Source organism: Clostridium kluyveri (assembly GCF_001902295.1).
In the GTDB taxonomy this organism is placed as follows: Bacteria; Bacillota; Clostridia; order Clostridiales; family Clostridiaceae; genus Clostridium_B; species Clostridium_B kluyveri_B.
Map to the genome: position 1 here is coordinate 3361433 of NZ_CP018335.1, position 22989 is coordinate 3384421.

The 22989-nt window shown below is 29.2% G+C and carries 28 protein-coding genes and 1 pseudogene; 11 read left to right on the plus strand and 18 right to left on the minus strand.

Translation table 11 applies throughout. The features are described from left to right. Positions 1-85 precede the first annotated feature (85 nt). Positions 86-1018 (minus strand): YqaJ viral recombinase family protein, encoded by a 933-nt coding sequence (locus BS101_RS16240; RefSeq protein WP_073539779.1) that lies wholly within the window; start codon positions 1016-1018, stop codon positions 86-88. A gap of 68 nt (positions 1019-1086) precedes the next feature. Beyond that, complete coding sequence (locus BS101_RS16245) at positions 1087-2022, minus strand: DUF932 domain-containing protein (protein WP_073539780.1); 936 nt, start codon at positions 2020-2022, stop codon at positions 1087-1089. Positions 2023-2322: 300 nt separating this feature from the next. On the opposite strand from BS101_RS16245, the gene BS101_RS16250 reads away from it, so the two are divergent. The 5 genes from BS101_RS16250 to BS101_RS16270 all read left to right on the plus strand — a co-directional run bounded on the left by BS101_RS16250 (position 2323) and on the right by BS101_RS16270 (position 6978). Then, a complete protein-coding gene (locus BS101_RS16250; protein WP_073539781.1) occupies positions 2323-3588 on the plus strand; it encodes a hypothetical protein in 1266 nt (421 codons plus the stop codon). Beyond that, positions 3575-5143 carry a hypothetical protein gene (locus BS101_RS16255; protein WP_073539782.1) on the plus strand — a complete coding sequence of 523 codons (1569 nt, stop codon included), beginning with the start codon at positions 3575-3577 and terminating at the stop codon, positions 5141-5143. Before BS101_RS16250 ends, BS101_RS16255 begins: the two co-directional genes overlap by 14 nt. A gap of 888 nt (positions 5144-6031) precedes the next feature. After that, positions 6032-6247, plus strand: coding sequence for a DUF3791 domain-containing protein (locus BS101_RS16260; RefSeq protein ID WP_073539783.1), 216 nt, complete (start codon positions 6032-6034; stop codon positions 6245-6247). Beyond that, positions 6244-6723: a DUF3990 domain-containing protein gene (locus BS101_RS16265; protein ID WP_073539784.1), complete on the plus strand. Its 480-nt coding sequence runs from the start codon at positions 6244-6246 to the stop codon at positions 6721-6723. The genes BS101_RS16260 and BS101_RS16265 overlap by 4 nt, the downstream gene beginning before the upstream one ends. A 3-nt stretch (positions 6724-6726) precedes the next feature. Further along, entirely contained in the window at positions 6727-6978 is a 252-nt protein-coding gene (locus BS101_RS16270; protein ID WP_073539785.1) for a hypothetical protein, read from the plus strand. A 126-nt stretch (positions 6979-7104) separates the two neighbouring features. Here BS101_RS16270 and BS101_RS24285 read toward each other — a convergent pair whose 3' ends face one another. Together BS101_RS24285 and BS101_RS22915 are read right to left on the minus strand one after the other, a co-directional pair. Continuing rightward, the gene (locus BS101_RS24285) at positions 7105-7227 is read right to left on the minus strand and encodes a hypothetical protein (RefSeq protein ID WP_278335241.1); all 123 of its coding nucleotides are present in this window, start codon (positions 7225-7227) and stop codon (positions 7105-7107) included. A gap of 59 nt (positions 7228-7286) precedes the next feature. Further along, on the minus strand, positions 7287-7424 hold the full coding sequence (locus BS101_RS22915; RefSeq protein ID WP_156876069.1) for a hypothetical protein: 138 nt from the start codon (positions 7422-7424) through the stop codon (positions 7287-7289). Between the two features lie 420 nt (positions 7425-7844). On the opposite strand from BS101_RS22915, the gene BS101_RS16275 reads away from it, so the two are divergent. After that, complete coding sequence (locus tag BS101_RS16275) at positions 7845-8492, plus strand: HAD family hydrolase (protein WP_073539786.1); 648 nt, start codon at positions 7845-7847, stop codon at positions 8490-8492. Positions 8493-8840: 348 nt separating this feature from the next. Here BS101_RS16275 and BS101_RS16280 read toward each other — a convergent pair whose 3' ends face one another. Together BS101_RS16280 and BS101_RS16285 are read right to left on the minus strand one after the other, a co-directional pair. Then, positions 8841-9212, minus strand: a complete 372-nt coding sequence (locus BS101_RS16280; protein ID WP_073539787.1) for a four-helix bundle copper-binding protein — start codon at positions 9210-9212, stop codon at positions 8841-8843. A 393-nt stretch (positions 9213-9605) separates the two neighbouring features. Further along, on the minus strand, positions 9606-9794 hold the full coding sequence (locus BS101_RS16285) for a hypothetical protein (RefSeq protein WP_073539788.1): 189 nt from the start codon (positions 9792-9794) through the stop codon (positions 9606-9608). A 3-nt stretch (positions 9795-9797) separates the two neighbouring features. Between BS101_RS16285 and BS101_RS16290 the strand changes: the two genes are divergently transcribed. After that, positions 9798-10124 (plus strand): winged helix-turn-helix transcriptional regulator, encoded by a 327-nt coding sequence (locus BS101_RS16290; RefSeq protein WP_073539789.1) that lies wholly within the window; start codon positions 9798-9800, stop codon positions 10122-10124. A 505-nt stretch (positions 10125-10629) separates the two neighbouring features. On the opposite strand, the gene BS101_RS16295 is transcribed toward BS101_RS16290, so the two are convergent. From BS101_RS16295 to BS101_RS16305, 3 genes are all read right to left on the minus strand, one after another. Next, positions 10630-10881: a hypothetical protein gene (locus tag BS101_RS16295; protein WP_073539790.1), complete on the minus strand. Its 252-nt coding sequence runs from the start codon at positions 10879-10881 to the stop codon at positions 10630-10632. Positions 10882-11281: 400 nt separating this feature from the next. Next, positions 11282-12535, minus strand: a complete 1254-nt coding sequence (locus tag BS101_RS16300) for an IS110 family transposase (RefSeq protein ID WP_073537418.1) — start codon at positions 12533-12535, stop codon at positions 11282-11284. A gap of 477 nt (positions 12536-13012) precedes the next feature. Beyond that, the gene (locus tag BS101_RS16305) at positions 13013-13771 is read right to left on the minus strand and encodes a radical SAM protein (protein WP_073541360.1); all 759 of its coding nucleotides are present in this window, start codon (positions 13769-13771) and stop codon (positions 13013-13015) included. A 259-nt stretch (positions 13772-14030) separates the two neighbouring features. On the opposite strand from BS101_RS16305, the gene BS101_RS16310 reads away from it, so the two are divergent. After that, positions 14031-15209 carry an IS110 family transposase gene (locus BS101_RS16310; RefSeq protein ID WP_073538976.1) on the plus strand — a complete coding sequence of 393 codons (1179 nt, stop codon included), beginning with the start codon at positions 14031-14033 and terminating at the stop codon, positions 15207-15209. Between the two features lie 195 nt (positions 15210-15404). Here BS101_RS16310 and BS101_RS24635 read toward each other — a convergent pair whose 3' ends face one another. Both BS101_RS24635 and tcmP read right to left on the minus strand, forming a co-directional pair. Then, entirely contained in the window at positions 15405-15752 is a 348-nt protein-coding gene (locus tag BS101_RS24635) for a hypothetical protein (RefSeq protein WP_431732554.1), read from the minus strand. Between the two features lie 39 nt (positions 15753-15791). Beyond that, positions 15792-16513, minus strand: a pseudogene (tcmP, locus tag BS101_RS24640) (three-Cys-motif partner protein TcmP); the annotation flags it as partial. Between the two features lie 526 nt (positions 16514-17039). On the opposite strand from tcmP, the gene BS101_RS16320 reads away from it, so the two are divergent. Continuing rightward, positions 17040-17723 carry a hypothetical protein gene (locus BS101_RS16320; RefSeq protein ID WP_073539791.1) on the plus strand — a complete coding sequence of 228 codons (684 nt, stop codon included), beginning with the start codon at positions 17040-17042 and terminating at the stop codon, positions 17721-17723. A 136-nt stretch (positions 17724-17859) separates the two neighbouring features. Here the strand turns inward: BS101_RS16320 and BS101_RS16325 are convergent, their stop codons facing one another. The 6 genes from BS101_RS16325 to BS101_RS23445 all read right to left on the minus strand — a co-directional run bounded on the left by BS101_RS16325 (position 17860) and on the right by BS101_RS23445 (position 19995). Next, positions 17860-18114, minus strand: a complete 255-nt coding sequence (locus BS101_RS16325; RefSeq protein WP_073539792.1) for a hypothetical protein — start codon at positions 18112-18114, stop codon at positions 17860-17862. 51 nt (positions 18115-18165) lie between these two features. Next, positions 18166-19071, minus strand: a complete 906-nt coding sequence (locus tag BS101_RS16330; RefSeq protein ID WP_073539793.1) for a GH25 family lysozyme — start codon at positions 19069-19071, stop codon at positions 18166-18168. Next, positions 19028-19195: a DUF1804 family protein gene (locus BS101_RS22920; protein ID WP_242951307.1), complete on the minus strand. Its 168-nt coding sequence runs from the start codon at positions 19193-19195 to the stop codon at positions 19028-19030. The genes BS101_RS16330 and BS101_RS22920 overlap by 44 nt, the downstream gene beginning before the upstream one ends. A 74-nt stretch (positions 19196-19269) precedes the next feature. Beyond that, positions 19270-19512: a PepSY domain-containing protein gene (locus tag BS101_RS16340; RefSeq protein WP_073539794.1), complete on the minus strand. Its 243-nt coding sequence runs from the start codon at positions 19510-19512 to the stop codon at positions 19270-19272. 163 nt (positions 19513-19675) lie between these two features. Then, positions 19676-19831 carry a hypothetical protein gene (locus tag BS101_RS22925; protein ID WP_156876070.1) on the minus strand — a complete coding sequence of 52 codons (156 nt, stop codon included), beginning with the start codon at positions 19829-19831 and terminating at the stop codon, positions 19676-19678. Between the two features lie 2 nt (positions 19832-19833). After that, positions 19834-19995 (minus strand): hypothetical protein, encoded by a 162-nt coding sequence (locus tag BS101_RS23445; RefSeq protein ID WP_198039500.1) that lies wholly within the window; start codon positions 19993-19995, stop codon positions 19834-19836. 119 nt (positions 19996-20114) lie between these two features. On the opposite strand from BS101_RS23445, the gene BS101_RS16345 reads away from it, so the two are divergent. Then, positions 20115-20306, plus strand: a complete 192-nt coding sequence (locus BS101_RS16345) for a type II toxin-antitoxin system HicA family toxin (protein WP_012103621.1) — start codon at positions 20115-20117, stop codon at positions 20304-20306. A gap of 54 nt (positions 20307-20360) precedes the next feature. Then, positions 20361-20765 (plus strand): type II toxin-antitoxin system HicB family antitoxin, encoded by a 405-nt coding sequence (locus BS101_RS16350; protein ID WP_073539795.1) that lies wholly within the window; start codon positions 20361-20363, stop codon positions 20763-20765. Positions 20766-21430: 665 nt separating this feature from the next. Here the strand turns inward: BS101_RS16350 and BS101_RS16355 are convergent. Next, complete coding sequence (locus BS101_RS16355) at positions 21431-21766, minus strand: hypothetical protein (RefSeq protein WP_242951308.1); 336 nt, start codon at positions 21764-21766, stop codon at positions 21431-21433. Positions 21767-22989 lie beyond the last annotated feature (1223 nt).

Here is a 22989-nt window from a genome sequence, read left to right on the forward strand (position 1 = left end):
CACCTCCATTTCACATTTTTAAATAAAAAGAAATGCTAATTATGAAATTTCACCTCTCATAATTAGCATTATTTTTTCATAATATTTATTTTATATTAAGCCTCCTAAAACTGGATTTAATAGTATATTTCTTGTAAAGTTCAGGTTTTTCTTTCTTCAATTTTTTTGAATCAAGCTTTTCAGAATATACAGGTTTCCATGTAATAATCCAATTTTTAACCACAGCGGTTTCATTATCTCCGATCATAGACTTTAATTTATTTGCCGCTTTATTCTTCATTTCAGAAACTTTCTTTTCCTTTTCTTTATAAAGGTTGTATTGGCTTAAAATATTTAAAGCTTCATCTGGAAGTATAATTTTACTATTTTCCATGCAGCTTGGATAAAGTCTGTTTAAAAGTTCTGTAGAAGCTTCAGAACCATCAATTTTAGGTGGAGCATTTGCACACACATGATTCCAGAAATCATTTTCAATCTTTATTATCATATCAATTAACTCTTCATCTCTTCTTATAAGCTTATATATAAACTGATTACCTCCAATTAAAACAGCAATATAAGCGGCCTTGAAATTTGTTATTGCCATATAGTGCTGGATTTGAAGCATATATTCTTCTGGTATACTTTTCTCCCACTGACTTTGTTTAAAAGCTGAAGCTGTTTTTGCTTCAAATATACAGTTACCAAACTTAGTATCATAGACAATGCCATCTATGTTAGCAAGCATAAAATCATATTTCTCATGTTTTAATATGGAATTTACAATATTTACTTTAAGATTAGTTCTAGTAGTAAATTCCTCACGTATTATAGGTTCCATCTTTGTACCCCAGTAGGCAGCTTCTCCACTTTCTTTAGGCTTAATTTGTCCTGTTTTCTCCATCCAAAGTTCAACTGATGACTTGTATTTATTTATGCCACATAAAGCTGCAACATCACTGCCACCAATACCTTTATTTCTAAAGTTTAACCAATCCTCTCTTGAAATGTTCTTAGTACCTATAAGTAGTTTAGTCATAACAAAAACCCCTTTTCCCATACAAATAATAAGAGACTTCATTAGATAAAAATAGAAAGTACTGATATTTATACAATACTTTCTACAAGTTCATAGGCTCTGTCTATAAGGGGATTGCCATCAATAGTCTTAGAAAACAAATTTTCTTTATAATTTTTAGTTTTACGCAAAGGATTAATATGAGTTGCAAAATCAGATACAGCATTTATAAATCTCCAAGATGTTTTAGGTAGCTCTATCAGATCAGGAGCATCAAAATACCTTAATTTCATATCATCCCTTAATAGATTTATATTTTTTTCTTGAGTTTTACTTGCATTGTCAGGTAAAGGCAAAAGTAATTCTATAAATTCCAATACCTTTTTATCACTTATAGTTTTTCTGCTTAGATAGTGAGCTTCATAATCAAGGTTTTCCATGTAACTTTCCGCAAGAAGTAATGTTTTCATAGCTTCATTAAGTTTACTGCTAATATTCCCTGTGTGAATAGTTGACCATATTCTCTTGGCATTTGAAAGAGCTAGATTCAAAGTATTATTACATACAACTCTAATAGGAGTCATTGCAACTTTAATAGCACCAGTGCCATCATGACTGTTTGAAAATACCATGTAAGGGGTTACCTCATCATCAAGAATTTTATACTTATCTGGCAGTTTGGCAAGAAGCCATACCTTTCTGCCATGTTGTAGACTCCCTGCCGTTTCATATTTACAACCTTCACCAATTAAGCTATCTGTAAAAGAAAAGGCTTCTTTATTCTGAACTATTTTATATCTGTCAGTTACAACACCTAAAACTTTGTCATCACTTTCTCTAATATTAGCTTTGTAATTGGAGATAAGAATATTGTCACTGGTATAAATAGGTTTTTGAATTACATTCCAATTAAGTCCTGACAATTCCAAGGCTTTCTGGGAAGATAGAGCTTCCCCTACTTTTGTTCCTAACCTATGCCAAGGGGTTTCTCTTACATAAAACATAGTTTCTACATTTGCTGACATAATAATCAACTTCCTTTCAAATATATATTTATTGTTATTCATAGATATAATATATATTTGGATTTTTAATAAAAAACACTGCTTTAATATACGATAATCTTAATCTCAATTATAATAAGAGAAAGCCTATTTATTGTGAAATTTTAAATATTATAGATGAATAAAAATAATTTATATAATCTACTACAAATTTATTAAAAAATTAACAACTTATTACAAAATAAAACAAATAAGAAGGAAATTCGAACTAAATATAGAATATGTTATGTAATAAATTTATTAAATTTGGAGGAAATTATCATGGGACAATCATTAGATAAATTTACATTATATGCTATAAGAGCAAATGACATCTTTCCAACTGTATCGAAAGTAATAAGTGGAGATCTGAGTACTAATTTAAGTAAAACTAAAGATATAGGTGCACTTTCAAGTCTAATTAAAATTATAAAAAATGTAAAGGCTGTTATACCTAAGGAAAAGTTTTTATATTTGGCTTCTAATATAGGCATAGACCAATATGCATTTGAATACTATTTAAAGGAACTTCAAGATATCGGATTTATAAATGTAACCAATACAAATAATGTTGAAAATACAGTGCCACTTTTTTCATTAGATATATATAATATGCTAGGAAAAAAATTAAAGTCTTATAATCCTTCTGAAATAGAACTTAAGCATTTTGAAATTATTAACAATGTAGCTGAGCTTCCCACAAAAATTACAGACTTAAATGACATTTTAGATGTGTCAGCTAATGAAATGAAATTATTTAAACGAATTGGAAGCAATTGTGGATATTTGGATACATATGTTTCACCTGTTGACGGAAAAGACGTTCTTTATTCTCCAATATATTGGGATGAAAATCCTGAAAAACTTTTTGAATTAGTTGATAAATATAGTCATCAAGAAGTATTTAATAAAATATCAGCTATTAGAAGTTCTCAAGGAAAGCCTGTTAGTAGTATTGGAAAAGATTTAATATTATCAGAGGCAGTTGCCGCAGGTTGCTTACCTACCAATTCAGTTGAGTCAGCTGGTGGTAGGCAATTCTTTGTATTTACACCAACTATCGGTGTAAAAAAATATGAAAAGGATATAATAAAAAAGGCAAGACAAATAGTTGCGTGTGTTAGATATGGACAAGAGTTTGCACAAATAACAAGGATTAAAAACATAATGAATGTACTAAATAGCCTATTAAGAAAGGGGTATATAGGAGATCATAGCGAAAATATTTATCAGTATGGAATTTTAATAACTATGGGACTTGTTTATCCAGTAAAGGCTTATTATGGACATAAAATTTATTTAAATGATACTCAAGAAAATAGAAAAATATTTCAAATAGCTATAGAAATGCTTCGGAGTGGAATTATTACTAATAATGATATTAATATTGATGCTGACGATTTACAAAGGATATTTAAAAGTGATAAAGTATTTAGTGAAGAACTTTCAACTATTAGCAGTTTTAAAAAGGAAATACCTAATGATTCTAATACCTTACAAAAAATAGGTGATATTCTTAGAGGAGTTGATGAAGATGTCTTCAAATAATAATAGAAGCAAGATAACAGAACAAGGACATAACGCCACTAGTAAAGATAGTACAAGTAGAGATAGTACAAAAAGATCCAAAAACGCCTTAAGTACACAGTCTGAAACTACTGAGATCAATCAAAAAGAAGTTAACGTTAATAAAAAAGAAGTCAATTTAAATAGTGAAGAAATTATTATTGAAAATATTAAACACAATGCCATTAATAAATCTCAAGAAGATCTTACTAACAAGGTAGATGAAGACACTTCATCTACTACGCTAAATAAAGATAAAGTCAATAAAATAAAAGACGGCATTGAGAGCAACTATAACAATTTAACGTTCTCATTAAATAAATCAAAAGAAACTATAAACGAACAAGTAAAGAAAGGTATAGATATGCAACCTCAGAAAATTATTAAAAAAAAGGATGATATAAATACCAATAGTTCAGATGAACTTGATTCAAAGGATTCAAAATATTATATAAATAAAATTTTTTTAGATGAGAGAAAAAGAGATGCTTTAATAAAGTCATTAAAAACAATAAATAAAGATATTGATTTAAAAATTTTAGGGAAATTACTTTACAATAAAAAAAAGTATTATTGTGAAATTGAATGTAAGCTCTTTGATAGTTCATATTACGGTAAATATAAGAAGGAAGAAATATCTGATATAGATGTATATGCTATAAAATTTGATGAAAGCTTAAGTTGTCATAAGGCTGGTTTCGAATGTAAGAGTACTACTAATAACGGTGTAGATGAAATTTTAAAAATCAAAGGCATTCAAGTTTATAACAATCTTGATAAAGTAGGCTTATTCAAAAAAAAGATAGCTAATAATGTTAGGCTAATTGCTAAAAAAATAGATGTAGAACTTTATGACGAAAAAGAATTAAACGATATGGTATCTATAATAATACCTGAATATAAAAAAAGAGCTGAATCAGAAAAGCTTCTTTATGTAATAAGCACTAGTATTGAATACGAGCTTAAGCAACAGTTACGCGGCATAGTTTCCTTTACTAAAGGAGCCTATTGGACTAATAGTCCTGACCAAAACTTTCATACAATAGTTAGAGCACTAGAGCATATAAAAGAAATAAAAACTTTGATGGATTATCAGAGAATGTATATAGTATTGAGATTAAGTTTATTATTATCACTTTCTATCCTTCAAATAGCATCGTTCATAATTAAAACAAATTTTTCGAATATACAGAATTGTGCACTTGATGAGATTTTTGGTGGAACTGTTGAGAGATGGGAAAAGTTTAGAACTTATGACCTAATAAGTCAGGAATTAAGAAAAAAGGTTTCTCCCTATCCTTATTATATAAAAGATTATTTAAATATAATATCATGGATAGTTTCCTCTATGAATGAAGCTTCACGATTACCTTTACTAATTGAACAATATATTAGATGTTATTTATTAAAGTTGGACTATAATTTTTTAACTAACTTTTATTCAGATACTACATTAAAGTTATCCAAAGATATATTGAGATTTTCATGTAAAATTTTACAAGATGATAAAATATTTGAACATATATTTAAAATTTAATTATTTTATTGAATAGTTAAATATATACCTTATATAAACTTCTATATGTATTCTAAAGATTATATTAAAAATTGCTACTTTTACTATAATTAAATGAGTTATTATTAAAGTCTTTAAAGATTTATAGATACCTACTTGACTTTATTAGATTCTCATTTTGTTGAATTCACCTATTAGGTATGACACACAAAAACATTTAATATAACGTTTATAATAATTTTGGACACAGAGTTTTGAGTTCTCTAGATATATAGCTCTTAAGTACAGAAAACAACTGTTTATAGCTTGTTGAATAACTATTTTCTCAACATATAAATACTGATTCTAGCCCTAAAAAAGATATTCTGATGTAATTTAAATATTTGTAAATCATTGATATCTATCCACCTTTCATGTTCCAAATTTAATTATTCAACAACCTCTAGTTTAATTTTATTCTATATTTATATTGATATTATTTATTGGATATTGAAAAAAGCATTTTTATGCCTAGTCCATCGGTAAATGACTTAATGCTTTTAGCTTTACAAATATTCTATACATCAGGGATTACTATCCAACGTACCCATTACTTAAGCTTTATACAAATAAAGCTTAGGTAGCCAATTATTAATCCTAAAAATATGACGTCTGTACCTCTGTTACAGTAAAATATTTTTAGTTAAAATTCATTATACATTTGGGGTATAATAGAAAAAAATATAATATTATATAAATATACTATAATTCATTAAATAATTAAATTTAGAAATTTAAAAAATGACTAATTTATAAATAACTACAAACAATTTAAATTGTATCAAAATAAATTTTGATTTTAGAAACAATATTTCTACATTCAGGAAAACAGTTATTTAACATCTTAAAATACGGTTAGAAGGTGAATTTATGGATGAAAAAAAATTGGAGTTTACTATATTCTGTATTGAAAGTTTAGCAGAAAAATTAGGAATAAGTTCAAAAGAAGTATATAAAATGATTAAGAATACAAATACTTTAGATAACTACATTATTCCATGTTATGAACCATTACACTCTCAAAGCAAAAAATATATAGTAGAGGATTTAATAGAGGTGTTAAGAGAAAGGGGAGCATTGAATTGATAGTATATCATGGTTCTTATTGCATCATAGATACTCCCCATGTATCTTTCTCCAGAGATGCATTAGACTTCGGAAAGGGTTTTTATGTAACGAAATTTAAATCTCAGGCAATTAATTGGACAAATAAATTCAAAAAAAGAGGAAAGAGTGGATATCTGAATATATATAATTTAGAAATGGATAAAATTAACGAATCTTGTAAAATCAAAAAGTTTTTAAGCTATGACATAGAATGGCTGGACTTTATACTTGAGTGTAGAGCAGGAAATAATATTTATTTAGAATATGACATAATTATAGGTGGTATAGCTGATGACAGAGTTTACAATACAATAGAATTATATCAAGCCAATTTAATTGGAAAAGGTGAAACCTTAAAAAGATTAAAGTACTATAAACCTAATCAACAAATATGTATTGTTAACCAAGAAATTATTAGTAAATATCTAAAATATGAAAAAAGTAAGGAAGTATAAAATATGGAAGCTAATAAAATATTACTGCAATCTTTATATAAAAATATAATTTTAGAATTCTCAAAAAAAACTGGCAAAGGATTAGATGAAAGTATGGACTATTTCTATAAATCCGAAACTTATGAATTAATAAGCCAAGGTATAGGAGATTTGCACTGCAAAGGAGTTAAATACCTTACTGATGAACTAATGCTGGAATATGGAATAATTGAACATAAAAGTTATCCAACAGACTTTGTCCATTATAAAAATTGATATAAATTTGGTCACAAAATGGTCACAAAAAGCACTACATCATGGTAGATATAATTATACATTATTATAAATTAATTTTAATAAGTTCTGTATTTTCAATACTTTATACTATATAATTATTTATTGTTATATAAGGTTAAAAATATATGTACGTTCTCCAAAACCGTTGGTTGTGGGTTCGATTCCTACTACCCCTGCCATGGCAAAAGCCTGTAATATCAACGTATTACAGGCTTTTGTCACGTTCATTTATTTAGTCGATTTTTTCAATTTGGTTGTCTTTTGGTTGTCTAATTTTTAGGTGTATATTAAGATTCCGTTATATTCATATCTAAAATAGAGCGTTTTAACTCTTTAATTATTGATTTAAGTTTTATATTCTCCTCCGTTAAAATTTCGTTCTCATCTTTTAATTTTTCTGCACATAATACTTTTTCATTTATCACCCATAGTTCCCCCTTTGCAGAATTCCAGAACATCCATTCTAATAAACTATTATAATAATGCCATAAAATTGCTAATATATCCACATCATTCTAGTGCATTCTTTTTTCTTAAAGTTTTATCTAGCATCCACAATCCCCCTTATCCTTAATATTTAAACGGTGCACCTTTTATTGCTTTATATAATAGCACAAATAATATTCATAGAAGTTAATTTACTTTGTTTTTTATTTTTATCTTTATTATTCCTTATTTTCCTTCCGTTCTCTTTACAACATTTTGGTATTTACCTAATTAAAAATAGCATTTTGTGAAGTGTTATTTATGAATGAAGAAACTGCTATATAAATGACTGTATTATTTTCGAAAGCATTGACAATGTGTATAATAGTGAATAAATGTAGGATGGGAGAGAATGAGTAATGAAATATGAATACATATTATTTGACCTTGATGGTACACTGACGGACTCTGCAATAGGCATAACAAATTCAGTTATATATGCTCTTAAAAAATACGATATAAAGGTAGATAACAGAAATGAATTGAATAAATTTGTTGGACCTCCTTTGAGTGATTCTTTTGAAAGTTATTATGGATTTTCACAAGAAGAAGCTAAAACTGCTGTAGAATACTATCGTGAGTATTATAGAGAAAAGGGCATGTTTGAAAATTCGGTTTATGATGGAATTGAATATTTACTTAAAACATTGAAATACAATAACAAGACACTCGTTGTTGCAACATCTAAACCTCAAGTATTTGCACAACAAATATTAGAGAAGTTTAATATTGCGAGATATTTCGCGTATATTGCTGGAAGTAATCTTGATGGTACAAGGGTTAAAAAAGATGAGGTTATTCAATATGCGTTAGAAAGCTGTAATATTACCAATTTACCAAAAGTAATAATGATAGGGGACAGAGAACATGACATTAATGGTGCAAAAAAGGTAGGAATAGATTCAATTGGTGTTCTGTACGGATATGGTGATAGAGATGAACTCGAGAAAGCAGGTGCAGATTTCATTGTCAATACTATATCAGACATTGAGAAAATGTTAATCTAGTAGTGGACAAGGTTTACTATAAAGTTAGTTCGCAATCTTCTCTTTATACTCATCTAACAGTCATATACTATCCTCCAATTTAAGATATAATACAGGGTAAATTTTAGCATAAGAATTGTAGAAATTATAAGTATTACGTGGAATTAGTCGGGTTTACACGTTGTGAGTATATTTAGGTAACTATGAGCAAAAAAATAAAGCCTGCATCTTGGAGGTACAGGCTTATTATCATACTTTATTATAAATTATCATATGTATGATGTATAACTTTTTCTTTGGTTATCGTATAATACAATAACTTATTTAAGGATAGATTCCTAAAATATTTCTAGAGATTCTATAAAACTATTACATTCTTACCATTTTTGTACATTCATCTACACACATTCTACAAGTTTCTGCACAAGTTTGACAGTGCTGCTCCTTGAACATATCACATTCAGAAGCACACCTGTCACAAATAGTAGCACAAAGATTACATATATCCTTTTCATTTCCACTTTCTCTGGACATATAACATGCTGCTGTTGAACAAATTTCAGCACAGTCTTGAAGAGTTTTTATACAACTTATCCTTGCTTTTACATCAGCTTCTTGCAAACAGAGATTAAAACACTCCTGGCATATTTGAGCACATTTTGCACATGCATCTATGCAAGATTGATTTGGATGTCCCCCTGGCATAAGTGATACTGCTGGCATATTCATTGTTGATGGCATAATTTCCCCTCCTATAATTAATATTGTTTTTACAGAGTTTATTATCTCCTTTATGCTCTGAATTATTATGATAATTTACAACAACACCTATATCCCTATAAAAAAATACTCTAGGTAACTGGATGAATACATGGAAGATAAAATATAAAACATGATAAATTGGGTATAATACTAATGCATAATTAAAGTTCTTCTAATACCTTACTGGCTATGTTTTTAATACGCCTTATAATAAAAGCTCTGGGGTTGGTTCAGAGCTTTTATTATATTTAATCAAAATATATTTATAAATACGCATTGATATAGTGATTTACTAATAATAATTTATAAATTAGCTTGTTCAACAAATCGTACTCCCATATTAAATGCATTTTGGCAGTCTTGAGGAAATTGTTATTCTTTAATTTTTCTTTTCTTCTCTTCATCAAATAAAGGTGCACCATATTTTGAATAATCATCAAATTGGTATGTGTCATTGACAACTAAGGACTCAAAGGAGCCAAAGGTTTTTTCTATACATAATTGTAGAGATTTAAGTTCATCTTCATATTCAGCTTTAAATTGCTCACTGGTTACATTCATTGTATGAATAGTTTTGAAGATAAATATGGCTCTTGTGGAATGCGTTATACAATGTCTATAGTTGAGGGAGAATGGAAGTGGATTATATTATGGAAAATATATGAAGCTAAAGTAATAAGATATAATAAATTAAAGAATAGTTTAGAACCCATTGCTCATAAGACATTAAGTGCACAACTGAAAGGACTTGAAATCAGCAATCTAATCCATAGAGAACAATATAATGAAGTTCCACCTAAAGTTGAATATTCCTTAACAGAAGAAGGAATGACATTAATACCAATTCTTGAACTTATGAACAAATGGGGCAATGAACATATTAAAAAATAGATTTATTTTGAAAACTAAATATTATTCTAGTTACATCGCATATATTAAAGCTAATATAAAAAAGAGGATAAAAAGAAACTAACTGATTTCATATAGCTAAACAGATTAGCTACGATTTTATGTGAAATATGACATCACATGAGAGCTTTGGCTCTCTTTTTTATTGGAAAACTTTGTAAAAAATTTTAATACACTACGTGTTATGGTTCAACCCATTAAGTACGGAACTTATAAAATTTAAATACAATTCTTGTTGAGGTTCAACTATGTAGAAAATGTACTAAGATATTATGCTTTTCCGTTACAGTTCACATTATAATCATAATATCACAGAAGTTGTAGGAAATAAATATAAAATGTTTAAAGTTGGGTATAATGGTTAATACCATAGAAATATCTTAATATCACTTAATTGTCTCACTTTACGAAAGCCCTGGGTTTGGTCCTGGGACTTTTATTTTAATTATAATAATCTTTTTTAGAAATTCGAGTCGAGATAGTAGTCTTATAACCATCCCCAATCAGCTCTAATTTGGCTTGCAATCTTGTTGGCTGGATCATTTTCTTTAATATTATAAAACTTAATATTTTTGATATTTGTTTTAATCTGTGCTTCAACTTGAGATGGTGGTTTATTTCCTAAAAAAATAATTTGTCGTATAGTCCACCCTTCATTAAAAAATTCCTTAATATAATCGTCCCATGACGGATATGTAATGTCATTAGATTTCTTTTCTTTAATCCTCAGGGGAAACAATAAGCTATTATACCCCCTACCTCAATAAATTTTAATTTATCTTTTATTTACTTCTATTTTCATAGAATTTCATTATTTATAAACAAGTGGTTAAATTTAAATATGTGAGTATATTGAATATATAGGTAATACTGGATGGAGAAGGTTGAACGTGTGCATAAGAGTGTAAGTGATATTCCAATATTTTGAAGGAAACACACCTATATAGCTCTAATGCTTACCCTACCATGTCTCACGGAGTACATATCTATGTCTCTACATTCCTTCGTTCTGCATTTTAGAGCAGGTGCTAGCATTAATCCTCGTATACTGGGTCAATTAAGCCCTTATGGGGGTTTGAACGCGCTTTACCTTACTCTTAAAGAACTATAAATTTCAATATACCTATGCATATATTAAATTAAGCTGCTTGTTGATAACTTGTCAACCCATGAACTTTGTCATGTGTATATGTTGTTTTTTTCTTGCATAAAGTGTACATAACTTTTATAAGTCTTACACTTAGTGCAACTATTGCTTGTTTTCCGGTTAATTGATTTTCCTGTCTTTTCGTTAAATGGGTATATATTTCTTTAAATGCAGCATTCTTAGCTACCATAACAGTTGCTGCCTGATATAGAATATTTCTTAAATTTGAACGACCTCTTTTACTAATTTTAGTTTTACCTTTTTTCATGCCAGAGCTGGTTTCTTTCAAGTTAAGTCCTGCCACTTTCTGTATTTGCTTATAGCTGTCATATTTTGATATGTCTCCAATTTCAGCTAGAAAACCCGCAGCTGTTACTATGCCTACACCTTTTATGCTAAGTAAATATTCTGAATAACCTGTCTGCAAAAGATATTCTTCCATGAGCTTTTCCACATCATCTAGTTCCTTTTGTAAAGCTTCTAATTGCCTTAAAATAAGCCTTAATCTATATCTGGCCCCTTCAAGCCCTACAGGCACTCCTATTGAAGTTTTAGCTGCATTAAAAACCAGCTCTGCTTTCTTAAATCCAACACGATTATGTGTAGCATCTAGAAGCTTTTGAGTAAGCTCAGAAACTCCTATATTCACTATATCTTGTGGGAAAGGACATGTTTTCAGTATACATAAAGCGGACTTTCCTAAGATATCTGAAAACATCTTTTTAAATTCTGGAAAGTATTCATCTAATAGCGCTATTAGTCTTACTTTTTCTGAGATAAACTGTTTTTTTAGCTCTTGCCTATTGTTGCTGCATAATCGAAGATTTACGTAGAGTTCTTCCTCAAACATGCAGTTTAGGTATTGACCTTGATATATAAGTTTAGAAATAATCTTGGCATCTTTTTTGTCATTCTTAGTTGGACTATTATCTTCAAGCTCCTTAATTTTATTAACATGATATGGATTGACCAAGCATAGCTCTATCCCTTGACTTTTTAAGTAGTAAGCAAGATTCTTCCAATAGTGACCTGTTGGCTCCATTCCTACTAATACATAATCTAAGTTATATTTCGCCTTTAATTGTCTGATTGAATCTAATAGACATTCGAAAGATTCTCTGGTATTCTTTATAAGGAACGGCTTTTTTATATATTCACCATTTACTACAAATTGACCATAGTGATTTTCCTTTGCTATGTCTATCCCTAATATTAATGTGTTAGGAACTATAATTCGATTATTCATATTGTTTTCCTCCTGATATAGATTGTTGTTGTCTTCTTGCAAGTGACACAATATATTTATATCAGGTTTTTTTATTTCATTCAAAGTCTAAAACTCTTTATTACAGGAATACTCTTTACACTATCATTTTTTACATAATTAATAAAATCTTTTGGAAGCGTTCCTGTCATTTTTGCTGAGGATTCTGATTTTTGTTTCAAGCTATATGTCTCCTGAAGTGATGATATTCTGATAAATAGTTTTATAAGAGACTTATTTGTAGTTGATATATCATAACACTATTGCTCAATCCACATCCCTTTAAAGCCCTAATAGTTGCCGATTTTCTTGACTTAGCATTACTTATAATAATATAAGCATTCATCAAATACACCTCTACACTAAAATTATAATACCATACTTTGATTATTTCTCCACAAACTTCTATATTCCTGCTTAATTTAACAAAAAATAAAAATAGACTCAGTATATTTTCAACTAAGTCTGTGTCCCTGCTTTTATATACCATTTAATTTTATTTAATTCGCAAAACTCAATTGTTTGCTTAGATAAATCATTATAATAATTATTTTTATCTCTATATTTAGTAGCTTTAGGGTTATAATTTAATTTTTCAAATATAATTCTATCAACAAAGTTAATTGAATTAAGTATTTGTTGAAAATTTTGTTCTATAATATTAGGAGTTGGGTAAGGTTCAATACTTACCCATGTTTTAAACCCTTTATTATGAAGATATTTTAGATTGTCAATTCTATCACTATATGGAGCTGAACCTGGTTCATACTCTTTTCTAAAATCTTCATTTAACGATACAAGAGTTATTCCGTATTTATTATTTTTAGACAAATTGGAAAGTTCTCTGGGTAATAGTCCTTTTGTTAACACAATACATTTTATATAATTATAATTTAATTTTTGTATAATTTTAATACTTAGATCAGATATCTCTTTATACCCAAACATAAATGGATCAGTACTAAAACACAACTGGACTGATTTAATTTTCGATTTATATTTTGGAATTTCTTTTTCTAATAAACCAAGTACATTCTCAACAATTTTGGGCTTACACCATTCTTCATAGCTTTTTACACGTCCAAAACGTTTTGCTATCATCATGGCATAGCAAGGATATTTACATCCATGAGAACATCCCTGTACATGATTTATAGTATAATCTCCATATTCTACACCTGTTTTATATAATAAACTTTTTCTTAATATGTATTGCATATATACACCTTGTATAATGAACATATAGTAAAAATTCATTATACTTTTCCTTTCTTAGAGATTTTTACTATAATTATCATAAGACGCTGTGGATTAGTTTTATCACCTATAGCTGGACTATTTTAATTGAGGATCTAACCACTGTCTTATGCTTATCTGTTAATTAGTTAGATAACGCATGACGTTTTATATATAGCAAGGATACATTTGCATGAGATTTGTGGAACATGGCGTATAATACTATAAAGGAGTTGTTCTTATGATTTATATTGGTATAGATATAGCAAAAAACAAACATGATTGCTGTATTATAGATTCAGATGGTGTTGTTTATAATGATTCTTTACGTATATCCAATTCCCGTCAAGGGTTTGAATTACTTTATTCTTCAATACTTTCCATTCTGCCTGACAAGGATATTTCCAACGTAAAAATAGGACTTGAATCAACAGGTCATTACAGCACCAATCTCCAAAACTTTTTGTATGCTAAAGGCTTCAAGCTCTCCATTCTCAACCCTTTAGCTACAAATCTCTTCCGTAAAGCCCAGTCTCTTAGAAAAACTAAGACTGATAAAACGGATGCATTGGTTATTGCTAAAATGCTCTTTTCTGATGATACAAAATCCTATTCTCCTGTATCATACCAGATTCAAGAGCTAAAGTCATTAACCAGGCATAGATATCGCTTAATTGGATATAGGTCTAAGTTGAAAACATCTGTCAATAGATTGGTAGATATTATGTTCCCCGAGCTGCCCGATCTTTTTTGGTCAATTCATCAATCTTCTTCCTATGCCCTTTTATCCATACTTCCAAGCCCAAAAGATATAGCTGCCTGCCACCTGACCAAGCTAACAAACATACTAAATACAGCTTCCAAGGGCAAGTATGGAAAAGATAAAGCTATTTCTCTAAAGGAGTCTGCTGCAAATTCTATTGGCACTAACTCAAGGTCTCTAAGTTTTGAACTCAAGCAAACCATTAGGTTAATACAGTCAGTACAACACGAGATTGATTCCTTAGAGCTTCTCATAAAAGAAATCGTTGTTGAGATCAATTCCCCACTTATTAGTATTCCAGGAATTTCATATACCCTGGCAGCTATAATATTGGCAGAAATCGGCGATATTAAAAGATTCACCACTCCCTGTAAACTCCTGGCCTTTGCCGGATTAGATCCCTCCACCTATCAATCTGGAAAGTACACTGCATCCCATACACCCATGGTCAAACGGGGTTCTGCCTACCTTAGATGGGCCATACTTATGGCTGGGAGAACTGTTTCAATGAGAGATGCCACTTTCTCTGCATATTTGTCGAAGAAACGCTCTGAAGGCAAGCACTATTATGTTGCCATGAGCCATGTTGCTAAAAAATTGATACGTATAATATTTCATCTTCTAAAGACCAATGCAACTTTTGCTCCACAAATATAAACTTATCCATAAAAATTAATATTTTTCAAAAAGCAATTTTCCATTGCTCTTTTTGTCATGCTTTCTTTTTTCAATTAAATAACTATAAAAATCTTTTGATTTTTAACTTGACTTCATATAGTTAGTCTCTATAATTAGTAATATAATAAGTATATATCAAACATACGTTCTAATCAAGATTTAATTAACTTTCAACTAATAAAAAGTTATACTTACATTATTACCCATAGATTTTTTGCCTCTATAATTTCGTCTTTCATCATACGGAGGTCTTGTAATTATTTTATTCTCCATTTCCAGCTGTAATAAAACATCTTTATAATTCTTTAAAACATATGGTGTATTAATATTATCTAAATCATATATCTGTTTTACAGTAAATGTTTTACCACTAAATTTTACTAATAACTTATTTTTTAAGTCTTCTAAAGGTCTTGAAAGAGAGTATAAAAAATTTAATTGTCTATTCCTTGTAGATATATAAGAAAAAGAACCAATACCACAATCATATTCAGAACTAATATTATACATAATATCCTTCATTATTTCGTATCCTAATAGGTGTTTTGAAACAAAAATAAGATAATGACTTGTGGCGTTTCTTTTAGTACTAATGAATTTAAAAGGTAAAACAAAATTCTCATTATCGTTTGAGAGCACGCTACTGATTTTATCTATGATTAATTCTTCGCGTTCTACAGCATTTAATTGAGTAACTTCATTTCTAATCAAATTTGCTACACTTTCTCCAAATATAGCATTTACTAATGATGTTACTTTAGAATTATTTATAGCTGCATTAATTCTATTAAAATTAAAAAAAAATATACAATCTGAACCCCAATCTTTAACTAAGGCATTAATCAATTTAGCACTTATACCTTTATACCCAAACGGATCAATAAAAAAAAGCATGGTATTATATTCATATTTTCAAATTGTTTTGCAGTTTCATCGTCTATTTCAACATTACTTACCTCTGGCTTATTATCTAAAGCTTCTATTCCAAGTAAATTATCGATTGAATTCTGTAATTTCTCTGCTATTTCACTATTGGAGTCATTAAAAATTGTAACAATTTTATTATGCAATTCAGGATTTGCTATGCACATTTCTAGTATTCTAATCGGTGTCGATTTATCACCATTCTCGTAATAACCAGGTCCTGAATATAAATCTATATATCCTAGTTTTTCAACTCTATTGGACATAATTTTAGACCAAGCTCCAAAATACTTTGACACAATTAAAGATTTTATTTTAGATTGTTCTTCCATTTCATTAAAAAAACCGCCATACACCATCACTCCTAGTATACAAATATTTTTAAATATATTTTACGTTTATTGTATAGCTTTTCACCAAAAAGGACAAGTCTTGACAATAAAAATAAACCCTGCCAGAAAATCCAGCAGGTTTAAAGTAAATAATCATACTATTTGGAGTGTTGATTTAAAAAAATTAAACTTATTTTAGGTTGTGAAAAATTAATTAAGGGGGCTAGCCTTATAAGTATATGATATATGATTTTACAAGGCGTGTAAATGGTTTCAAGAAAAATATGATAATTAATTTATATAGATTAATTATTCACCTCTGAATGATTACTTATAATTAACCCCCTCATACCATTCTCTGGCTTTGTATGAGTATTTATAGTTAATAAAAAGTCTTTTTAATATCTATTCGCCTATTTTATAAAATATCCTCGAAATTACTCATATGATAAAAATATACTTTTATCCCAAATAAAAGAGGAATTTCATTCTTTTCATAGAATATATAATATATAGCAATGTACAAAAATAACATATAAAGGAGATTTTTAAAATGAATAAAAAAGTAAAATTTTTATCATCCACATTATCAGCTTTATTATTAACGTCAGGTATAGCACTAACTAATGTACAAGCTCAAGGTACAGAGGCCAACTATTCAACAAAATCAATTTCTACTGTTAACTCCGTACAAAGTGCTGATTTTACAAGTTATTGTTACTTAAGTGATAGTCAAGTTAATCAAATATATACTTTTCTTCATTCAACAGATGGCCACGGTTTTGTAGATTTTCTTGTCAATAATAATATAACTTCAAGAACAGTTGCTAACACCATAGGCCCAAGTTTATTTATTTTTGGAGTTGGCACTATACTAATAAGAGCAAATGAAGGAAATGGAGTAATATTCCTAAGATCATCTCAGAACAGTAGTGAATTTACAGTAGTACCAAATAATAATGAAGATTTTAATTTTGATACTTATTGTGCACTCTCATCTGAATATGTTAGTGAAATACTGGATTATATAAATACATCTCATCCAACGAACAGTTACCAATTAGCAGATTTCATGATGTTAAATGATATAATTTCCAATTCATCACGTGCAAACAATGTTGCTGCCGCAATATTAGGGAATACAGCTAGATTTGAAGCTGATGATATGGGAGATGGAATATTAATTCTACAATCAATTACCTCTAGCACAAAATATGTTGCTACTCCTGCATTTTAATAACAAAATAGCTAAACTTAAAAATCATCCCTACTAAAATTTATAGGGATGATTTTTAATTCAATTTAAATTTTTTATTTTATCTCTATCAACACAAAAGTTAAGATTACAAAAATATAGTGACCTGTTAAGGCCACTAATAGATTAATTCTGTGCTGTTTGTACAGTGTCTTGAATAGTAGATATTTGTCGTTGAAGTTGTGCATTTTGAGCTTCCAACTGACTTTTCTCTGTAGCAAGTTGGCTTATCTGTACCTGAAGCTGAGATATCTGCTAAATCTAATATGTCAGTGGCCTTGCTTACTTTATTGCTTAAAGTAAATAAGAAACCTACGGAGCCACATACCCCTATAATAACAACTATAGTTATAATTATTTGATAGATATTCATTACACATTCCTCCTATTTTTTTATGTTAAAAAAAGAACACTTTAATGCTCTCTAATTTGTTAAAAATATGTCCCAAGTAGAAACATTCAATTGTCCCGATGTGGATTTACCCCATGCTTTTTGTAGTTCAGTTACAGCTTGAAAAGTTGGTTCATCATACAACATTTGAGTATAGGAATTTTCTTTTAAATATCCATATTGTTCTAATTTCTGTTGAATCCATAGGACTACGTAGGACTTATGACCCTTTATAATGATATCCTGAATTCCTTTAAGTGCTGTAAGTGTATTTTTACCTACTATTCCATCTACAATTAACTTTGCATTATAATCAATGTTCAAGTTATATTGTAGGGATTTAATTTGCTCTATAAGTGGATCTGGTTTTACTGGTTCATTTGTACCAATGCTGTTATAGAATTCTCCAGACATATAATTTAAATCAAGATATCCACTTATTCCTGCTATCTGCCCTTTTTCTGTATATTGCCACATTGCATAATCAGGCCATAATACAGTACTTGGACTACTAACCCCATAATGAGCTACCCAAAGAGGATACTTTGTTATCCTAGAATTTAAATATGCTTTTATATAGCTTGGATTACAATAAATAAGTGCAGGTGCTATAGTGGCTACTATTTCTAGGAAAACCAGACATGCTTCTGTCATATCTCCGGAACACTGTTGCTCAAAATCCAATACTACAAAATCAGGACTGGCATCTGCTGCAATGGACTTGAAAAAGTTCGCTTCATGGATGGCCTTATCTTTTGTCGTAAATCTAGCAAAATGATAAGCCCCGTTTACAAGTCCCAAGGCTTTAGCTTTAGCAATATTATTATTGTAATATTTATCTATAAAGGTACTTCCCTCTGTAGCCTTGGCTATTAAAAAATTGTGGCCGGTATCTTTAATTGTGTCTATGCTGATTGAACCATTTCCATGGTTGACCATTATCTTTATCCCTCTTAGCCCAACTTTTTATAGTTCCCTGGCTCATATTAAATTTATCTGCCAGCTGCTTAAAAGTATACTTTCCAGTTTCATACTCTTTTCTTACGGTTTCCTTATCTGCCATCTCTACATTGTCACCACCTGCCTATTCGTTTTGTTTTGGATATAAGAAAAGAGCCCTGCATAAGGCTCATAGATTTAATCATTCTGCCTATCTACTTCAAGTATTTCTCCAGTATTAGCATCTATTGTAACTTCATATATCATTCCACTAGCAGTTCTAATGTAAATTTCGTATACCAATAAACTATCTTCAGTATCTACTTCAACTCTTAGTACCTGTCCCGGTACTCTTTGCAATGCAGTTTGTATAGCTGTTTCAGCATTAATACGATATTGTCTCCAGTAACCATCCCATAAATTACAGAAAGGACATATCATTATTTAATCATCCCATTTTATTATTTACTTAATTATTATATTCAAATATAAAGTATTGGTGTATTTTATGTAAGTTATTCAAACCCATACCCACAAATAGTATTCTTACATCTGCAGGTGAACACCCTTTCCATTCTCTGTTAGGGAATTGATAGATTATGCATTATAAATACTCCTCTCTATGTTCTAACTTTTCCAAAATTTCTCTAAGTAAATCATTACTTTTATCAATCTTCCAAGGCAAGGTAATCCACTGCCATAAAAAATCTAAAATAAGAATTATTAATATAACTGCTGCAATTCCCTGTATTATTTTCATTCCTACCTCACCCTTCTAACAGCACCCTTTACCCTTCTGTAACACTCATGCCGCATCAATTTTTCTATATCAGAAAAGGAGAGGTATTCGCCTCTCCTTGGTTTATCTTTATTTAATTTTTTATCCTCCTTAAGCTTTTCTTTCAGGATTTCTCTTATCTTCATACCTCTCACCTTCTTTGACCTGCAAACTAAATTTTTATTCCATTTTTTCAATTATTTATATTTTTTGCTTGACACGTCTAATCAGACGTGTCATACTGTAATTGCAGGGAGGGAAATGAATGAAATCTTACTCATCAAGGGAAGTAATCAAGATACTTGAATCACATGGATGGTATTTAAAAAGAGTTGTTGGCGACCATCACCAATATACAGACGGTCATAAACTAGCAACAGTAAGGCATCCAGTTAAAGACTTAGGAATAAAAAACATAAAGAGTATTGAAAAACAAACAGGGATTAAATTTTCTTAATCCCTCCCTTTTCCCTTGAAAGTTTAATATATAAAATTTCCATAGGAGGTTGCCATGAAAAAAGATATTTATATTTATCCATCTATAATAACTCAATACAAAGATAATGTAGGTATTACATTTCCTGATTTACCAGGTTGTGTATCTAATGCAAGTACTATAGATGAAGCTATCAAAAATGCTAAAGAAGTTTTAGCTCTGCACTTATTCGGTATGGAGGAAGATGATATAGAAATCCCTTCTCCTTCACCAATTAATAAAATCAAGCTTGATAAGAATGAAATACTTTTATTGGTTGATGTTTATATGCCACTATATCGTGAAGCCATACAAAATACTTCTGTTAAAACAACTGTGACTATGCCACAATGGTTAAAATCTTTAGCTGAAAAAAATAACATTAACTTCTCTCAAGTCATACAGACTGCAATTAAAGAAAAACTTAATATTAATGGTTGAATTTAAGAGATGTGTAAAAGACCTACGCATCTCTTTCCAATAAAACAAAAATAAGCACCCTAGATGACGAGTGCTTATTTCTTATATTGGGCTTAGAGTGGTGGTTGCATTTAAATTTAAAGTGCCCTGCAACCACAGACACCGGGTTAAATCTTCATGTGGGGAACTAATTTATAATCTGTTATGATATTTATTATATACGGTATTTGTTACAATCCAATGTCCTTTGTAATAACTATTTGTAAATAATATAAAAATAAGCACCCTAAATAACGAGTGCTTATTTTAATAATATTTTTTTAAGGATAGAATCTTGATATATCGATTTCTAACGGTTGCATCTATATTTAACGTGCCCTGCAACCACAGGCACTGGCTTAAATATATATATTTGGGTTATTGATTACAAGCTATTTATTTAATACTAAGGTTTATCTATTAAAGGTAATTATAATTAATGTTTGTTACAGCTTAATGACATAATAGTTAACTATTTATGAATAAAATAGACACCGACTTAACAGTGCCTATCTCTTACATACACATATGAACGACGTAATCCATATAAGAATTCATTTACAGAACACTTAGAACAATTAGCTTTATTTTCATCAATCAATGCCCAATCTTCGGCCAATATCACAGCAAGTGCTTATATGTTCTATTTATTTAGTTGCCTTTAAGTATGCTACATCATATGTATTTTGAATAGTAACTTTCTCAACCTTATCAAATTTATCTTTTAATTCTTTAACATCTTTTGAGGTGTCTTTAACTGCCAATTCTATTACGCTAATCTTTTCACCTAAAGGTTTGATGATTTCATTATGTGCCTTTTCATTCTGTTCTTTATGTGCCGTTTGCACCTCTGCTATTATATCAATCTTCTTTTCTATACTCTCCAGCTTAATTGAGTTCTTCTGAACTTCACTTGTAAGCTTTTCCTGTCCTTCTAACAGTTTTGTAAGTATGCTTTTCATTTCTTCATCCAACAGCTTCACTCCTCCTTACATACCATATACTTATATTTATTATATCATATTTTATTACCTAAATTATACAGCTGTTTTTGTATTTTCTTTTGAAGCTTAAATTATAATATCAAAGAAATACATTATAAAATCTTTAATTTTTATAGGCAAACATATAAGTTCATCTTCAGATATGGTTGGTATTCCCAGTGGTCTTATTTTACCATTTACCTGCTGATTCCATCCAACTACATCTAGTACAATATTGCGTAGCCAACGAAAACTCCATTTAACTGATTCCTTAAAAAACGAGATTTCATTTATTTGAGTTTTGTTAGTTTTTATTATTTTTTTAAATACTCTTGTTTATTCTCAGGTGGAGCCGAACGACAATGTTATACTTGAAAATCCCTCAAAATCGTATTCTTGCGTTAGAAAGTTTTCTAAATTAGTTCAAATTAAAAATTACAGATCATCCTACGTATAGCTTTTGGATAACTAATTATCATTGTTAATATAAAAGGAAGTAACATTGCAGTGGCTATAATAGCCCATATTATTTTTATAACTACCTTTTTCAATATAGATCCCTTCTTCTCAATTTTATATGTTATAAACTTATAATATATTGTAACTATTTATAATATATGAACTTAATGGAAATTTTTTATTATTTTTTATGTTTCACCTCACCCTCAATCCTCCTGTAGTAGTCATGATGCATAAACTTTTAATAATCAGAAAAGGAGAGGTGTTGACCTCTCCAAGGGGATAATTACAAGCAAATGTTTTAATTTTCTCTAAGGCTATTTCCTTAGAATACTTATAATTATATAGGGTATTTGTTACGGTCTAATGTCATATATAACAACTATTTGTAAACAATATAAAAAATAAGCACCCTAGATGACGAGTGCCTATTTTCAATGTTCTTTTATTTTAAAGGTGTGGTAAATATATGAATTTATGCTAATCGCATTTAAATTTATAGTACCCTGCAATCACGGACACTGGCCTAAATATCCTCAATGCCTAATAATATATTATACATGTTTTATTATGTATTATATACATCAATTGTTACTATATTATTTTGTACAGGTTAAATAAATATTTACACATATCAAAAAGCACCTGAACTTAATCAAGTGTTACGCACAATATATAGTATAATTTTTATTTACGCCCTCAATATTATTATATCCTATTTTAGCAATATTCTAATAACTATCTAATAAGCAGTTGATAAGCTA